This window comes from Acidimicrobiales bacterium (assembly GCA_036399815.1).
Lineage (GTDB): Bacteria > Actinomycetota > Acidimicrobiia > Acidimicrobiales > DASWMK01 > DASWMK01.
In genome coordinates this window covers 1-5,278 of the sequence record DASWMK010000056.1, presented here as the reverse complement: position 1 = coordinate 5,278, position 5,278 = coordinate 1, and the positions used below count along the sequence as shown (strand labels likewise).

Here is a 5,278-nt window from a genome sequence, read left to right as displayed (position 1 = left end):
GGTGTGGCTCCTCGTCAACACCGCCATGCCCCGCCTGCGGTTCGACCCGTACCCGTACATCCTGCTCACCCTGGCCCTGTCCCTCCAGGCGTCGTACGCGGCGCCGCTGATCCTGCTGGCCCAGAACCGCCAGGCCGACCGGGACCGCGTGGAGGTGGAGCGCGACCGGGAGACCGGCGCGAGGACCCAGGCCGACGCCGAGTTCATCGCCAGGGAGCTGGCCTCGGTGCGCCTCGCCCTGTCCGACGTGGTGACCACCGACGACCTGCGGGACGCGCTGGCCGACCTGCGCCAGGCGATGGCCCGGCTGGAGGAGGGCCTCAGCCCTCGGCCACCAGCCGCTCCAGGGTGAGCTCGGGCGACTCCCGCTCCAGCCGCTCCAGCCAGTAGGGGCTCTCGAACAGGGCCAGCAGCTCGCCGTCGGTCCTCGTCAGCACGTCCACGCCGGCCATCGACCGCAGCCGGGCGGCGCTCTCGGCGTCGGTCCGCCTGGCGACCCGGTAGGCCGTGGGCCGCAGCTCCACCGACGCGCCGAACTCGTGGGTGAGGCGGTGCAGCGCCACCTCGAACTGCATGGGGCCGACGGCGGCCAGCACGGGGGCCTGGTCGCCGAGGTCGGGGTCGCGCAGCACCTGGACGACGCCCTCCTCGCCCAGCTGGACGATCCCCTTGCGGAACTGCTTCACCCTGGCCGTGTCCCGGGAGCGGGCCACCGAGAAGTGCTCGGGGGCGAAGGCCGGGATGGTCGGGAACGTGACCGGAGCGGCCTCGTAGAGCGAGTCGCCGACCCGGAGGTCGGTCGCGTTGACCAGGCCGACCACGTCGCCCGGGAACGCCTCCTCGACCGTGTCCCGCTCCTGGCCGAACAGGGTGGCGGCGTACTTCGTGGCGAACGGCTTGCCGGTCGGCCCGTGGGTGACGACCATCCCCCGCCGGAACCGCCCCGAGCACACGCGCACGACGGCGAGGCGGTCGCGGTGGGACGGGTCCATGTTGGCCTGGACCTTGAAGACGAGCCCGGAGAACGGGGCGTCGAGCGGGCGGGGCACGCCGTCGGCGTCGAGGCGGGGGGCGGGCGGCGGGGCGAGGTCGACGACGGCGTCGAGCAGCAGTCGCACGCCGAAGTTGGTGAGCGCCGAGCCGACGAACACCGGCGACGTCTCCCCGGCGAGGAACGACTTCTGGTCGTGGTCGGCGCCGACGGCGGCCAGCAGGGCCAGCTCCTCCTCGGCGTCGGCCCACGCCCGGCCCTCCTCGACGGCGGCCCGGTCGGCGGCCACGACCTCCTCGGGCGCCTCGCTGGCCCCCCTCGCCGTCCGGGTGAACCGGGTGAACTGCCCGGGCCGGCGCCGGTCGACCACCCCCCGGAAGTCGCCGGCGATGCCGACCGGCCAGGTGACGGGCGTGGGCCGCACCCCGATCTGGTCCTCGATCTCGTCGAGCAGCTCCAGGCCGGGGCGGCCGGGCCGGTCCCACTTGTTCAGGAACGTCAGCAGGGGCAGGCCCCGCTGGCGGCAGACCTCGAAGAGCTTGCGGGTCTGGGGCTCGATGCCCTTCGCCGCGTCGAGGACCATGATCGCCGCGTCGGCGGCGGCGAGGACCCGGTAGGTGTCCTCGGAGAAGTCGCGGTGGCCGGGCGTGTCGAGCAGGTTCAGCACGTGGCCCCGGTACGGGAACTGGAGCACGGTCGAGGTGATCGAGATGCCGCGCTGGCGCTCGAGCTCCATCCAGTCCGACCGCGCCGTCCGCCCGCCCGAGCGGGCCTTGACCGCGCCGGCCAGCCCGACGGCGCCGCCGTAGAGCAGGAACTTCTCGGTGAGCGTGGTCTTGCCCGCGTCGGGGTGGCTGATGATCGCGAACGTGCGGCGGCGGGCCGCCTCGGCGGCCGGTGAGGTCACCCGGGAAAGGGAACCGGACGCGGGCCGCGTCCGCAACCCGGCGGGCCCGGCGGTCGTGCCCGGGCGGGTAGGTTGGGCGCCGTGGCTGGTCCCGAGGGCGGCCTCGGTCCCGCCGGCCGGCAACGCCGCAGGCTGCTCCTGACCCTCGTGTTCGGCGGCGCCAACGCCGCCATCCTCTCGAAGCTGCCCCGCCGGTCGACGGCGTCGGCGCCCGTCGCCGCGTCCCGGCCCACGACCACGTCGACCACGGCCGCCGGCGAGGCCCGCTCCTACGTGCGGCCCGAGCCGCCGCGCGAGCCGCCCGCCCTCGAGGGGGCGCAGGCCCAGACGGCCGACCACACCTTCGACCTCGTCCTGAAGGGCGGGCGGGTGATGGACCCGGCGAGCGGGTTCGACGCCGTCGCCGACGTCGGCATCGACGGCGGCACCGTCACCCTGATCTCGGTCGACCAGCCCCTCACCGGCGCCTTCGCCGTCGACGCCGCCAACCAGGTCGTCGCCCCCGGGTTCATCGACTTCCTGTCCTACGAGCCCAACGAGTACGGCATCTGGTTCAAGGTGGCCGACGGGGTGACCACCAACCTCGGCATGCACGGGCTGAACCTCCGGGCCGCCGACTTCTTCGCCACCTACTCGGGCCGCTCGCCGTGCCACTTCGGCGGCGCCTTCGACGACCCGTACACAAGGGGGCTGCTCGGCGTGGGCGCCGACGACCCGGCGTCGCCCGAGGCCATCGCCGAGCTGGCCCGGCTGGCAGAGGAGGACATCCGCAACGGCTACCTCGGCATCGACCTCGAGCCCGAGTACACGCCCGGGGTGGACGCCAACGAGATCCTCGCCCTCGGCCAGGTCGGCGCCCGCCTGAACGTGCCGCTCACGTTCCACGGCCGGTACTCGGACATGTCGCCGCCGGGCACCAACGTCGACACCCTGAACGAGATCCTCGGGACGGCCCGCCAGACCGGGTGCGCGGTCCACGTCGAGCACATCATCAGCACGGGCGGCACGTTCTCGATGGCGGAGTCGCTCGCCACCCTCGCCGCCGCCCAGCGGGAGGGCGTCGACGTGACCGCCTGCATGTACCCCTACGACTTCTGGGCCACCTACCTCGGCTCCCACCGCTTCGACGACGGCTGGCAGGAGCGGTTCCGCATCTCCTACGAGGACCTGGAGATCGCCGGCACCGGCGAGCGGCTGACCGAGGCGACATTCCAGCAGTACCGGGCCGAGAACCTGCTGGCCGTCGCCTACGCCATCCCCGAGGAGGACGTGCGCACCTGCCTCGGGTCGCCGTTCGTGATGCTCGGCAGCGACGCCATCTGCGAGCCGGACAACAACAACCACCCCCGGGCCGCCGGGACCTTCGCCCGGACGCTCGGGAAGTACGTGCGGGACGAGGGCGTGCTCGACCTGATGGACGCCCTCGCCAAGATGACGATCCTGCCCGCCCGCCGGCTGGAGGGCCAGGCGCCCGACCTGCGGCGGAAGGGCCGGCTCCAGATCGGCGCCGACGCCGACCTCACGATCTTCGACCCGGCCACCGTGGCCGACCGGTCCACCGTGCAGGCGCCGGCCACCGAGTCGGCCGGCATCTCGTGGGTGCTGGTGTCGGGCCAGGTGGTGAAGGACCCCGACGGCGTGAAGCGCGACGCCCTCCCCGGCCAGCCGGTCAAGGCCGACGTGAGCGACCGGGCCTAGCGCCGGTCAGGACAGCACCCAGGGGCGGGCGGTCGGGTCGCCCCGCCACGTCGCCACCCGCACGGCGGCCTCCGCCGCGAGGTCGGGGCCGGCGGCCGCGGCGGCGACGGCCCAGGCCGTCACCCACAGCTCGTAGACGGCGCAGAGGACCTCGACGTGGGGGTGGTCGCGGACGTCGGCGCCGTAGGCCGCCGCGAACGCCTCGTGGTGGGCCGGCGGGCGGCCGTAGCGGCGGACGGCGACGAGCGAGGGCGCCAGGTCGTAGGCGGGGTCGCCGACGCCGGAGAGCTCGAGGTCGGCGAGGACCGGCCCGGCCGCGGTGCGGAAGACGTTGGCGGGGTGGAGGTCGCCGTGGGCCAGCGCCGGCCTCGGCGGCGGCGGCAGGGCGGCCCAGTCGGCGGCCAGGCGGGCGTGGACGTCCCACAGCAAGGCGACGTCCCGGGCCGGGATGGCGGCGGTCGCCTCGGCCTGGGCCAGCCGGTCGGCGGCCGCGGCCAGCGGGTCGAGGGGCGGCAGGCCGGCGATCGCCGGGTCGCCGGCGGTGGCGTCGTGGAGACGGCGGGCGAGGCGGCCGAGGTCGGCGGGGTCGGGCTCGCCGGGCAGCACGCCGGCGTCCTCCCACACCGTGACGACGGCGCCGGCCACCTCGATCGGCTGGCCGGGCACGGGGGCGAGGCGCACCGCGGGGACGCCGGCGGCGGCGAGCGCCCGGGCGACGGCGACCTCCCGGCGGGCCGCGCCGGCACCCGGGCCGGCCGGCGCCACCTTGGCCAGCCAGCCCGTCACCGGGAGGCGGACGACGTCCGAGGCGCTCGCCTTGAGGACGGTCGCCCCGCCGGCATCGAAGCCGGCGGCGGCCCCGGCGGCGGCCACGGCGAGGAGCGCGGGCGGCGTCCCGTCCCCGTCCGGCGTCCCCGTCACGCCCCCAGCCTGCCCCAGCGCACCGGTCACCGGCCGTGACCCCGACTCGGGTCAGATCCACCCTCAGTGGCGGCTGGGAGCCGCCGATGGAGGGGGCCAGGAGGTGGCATGGACGACGAGCTGGTCGGCGTGTTGCGGCGGGAGCACCGCCTGCTCGAGCTGCTGCTGTTCCGGTTGGTGGCGATGCGCCACCTGCTGGTGGCCGGCGACGTGCGGTTCCTCTCGCGCGCCGCGGCCGAGATCCGCATCGCGCTCGACCGGGTCCGCGAGACCGAGGTGCTGCGGGCGGTGCTGTCGGAGCGGCTGTACCGGACCTGCGGGCTGGACGGCGGGTGCACCCTGCGAGCCATCGCGGGCGCCCGGCCGTCGCCCTACGGCGTGATCTACGACGACCTGCGGGACCGGCTGGAGGCCGCGTTCCGGGAGGCCGTCGACGTGTCCTCCTCGGTCGAGGCGCTGGCCACGGCCGGGCTGAACGGGCTCGAGCTCCAGCCCGTGCCCCCGGTCGGCGACCACGAGGCCCGGCTCGACCAGCTGAAGGCCCGCCAGGGCCTGGAGGCCGCGCTCGTGGCCAGCCGGGGGGTCATCCTCGACTCGCTGGCCGAGTCGCTCTGCTAGCCGGGCCTCGTCGGCCGGCCGCCGGCCGCGCCCCCCTCGGACGCCCGTCGGCCGCGCCCCCAAGCGTCGACGGGGACGGCTCCTTCGCCGCCGTTCGGCGAGCCCGGCCCGGCCCCCGGACGCGAACCGGCCCCCGGACGCGA

The 5,278-nt window shown here is 75.8% G+C and carries 5 protein-coding genes; 3 read left to right on the top strand and 2 right to left on the bottom strand.

The window, feature by feature from the left end:
• Positions 1-352 (top strand): DUF1003 domain-containing protein (locus VGB14_04210; GenBank protein ID HEX9992113.1); only part of this gene is annotated, 352 nt, incomplete at its 5' end.
• Here the strand turns inward: VGB14_04210 and VGB14_04205 are convergent.
• The gene (locus tag VGB14_04205) at positions 321-1,898 is read right to left on the bottom strand and encodes a peptide chain release factor 3 (GenBank protein ID HEX9992112.1); all 1,578 of its coding nucleotides are present in this window, start codon (positions 1,896-1,898) and stop codon (positions 321-323) included. The two genes, VGB14_04210 and VGB14_04205, sit on opposite strands and share 32 nt — an antisense overlap.
• A gap of 81 nt (positions 1,899-1,979) precedes the next feature.
• Here VGB14_04205 and VGB14_04200 point away from each other — a divergent pair, with 81 nt between their 5' ends.
• Positions 1,980-3,596, top strand: a complete 1,617-nt coding sequence (locus tag VGB14_04200; protein ID HEX9992111.1) for an amidohydrolase family protein — start codon at positions 1,980-1,982, stop codon at positions 3,594-3,596.
• A 6-nt stretch (positions 3,597-3,602) separates the two neighbouring features.
• Here the strand turns inward: VGB14_04200 and VGB14_04195 are convergent, their stop codons facing one another.
• The gene (locus VGB14_04195; GenBank protein ID HEX9992110.1) at positions 3,603-4,517 is read right to left on the bottom strand and encodes an aminoglycoside phosphotransferase family protein; all 915 of its coding nucleotides are present in this window, start codon (positions 4,515-4,517) and stop codon (positions 3,603-3,605) included.
• Positions 4,518-4,625: 108 nt separating this feature from the next.
• Here VGB14_04195 and VGB14_04190 point away from each other — a divergent pair, with 108 nt between their 5' ends.
• Complete coding sequence (locus tag VGB14_04190; GenBank protein ID HEX9992109.1) at positions 4,626-5,135, top strand: hypothetical protein; 510 nt, start codon at positions 4,626-4,628, stop codon at positions 5,133-5,135.
• Positions 5,136-5,278 lie beyond the last annotated feature (143 nt).

What these genes read in the sequence shown, in the direction of transcription:
- VGB14_04190 (HEX9992109.1), top strand. Translation starts at nt 4,626, where the DNA reads ATGGACGACGAGCTGGTCGGCGTGTTGCGGCGGGAGCACCGCCTGCTC.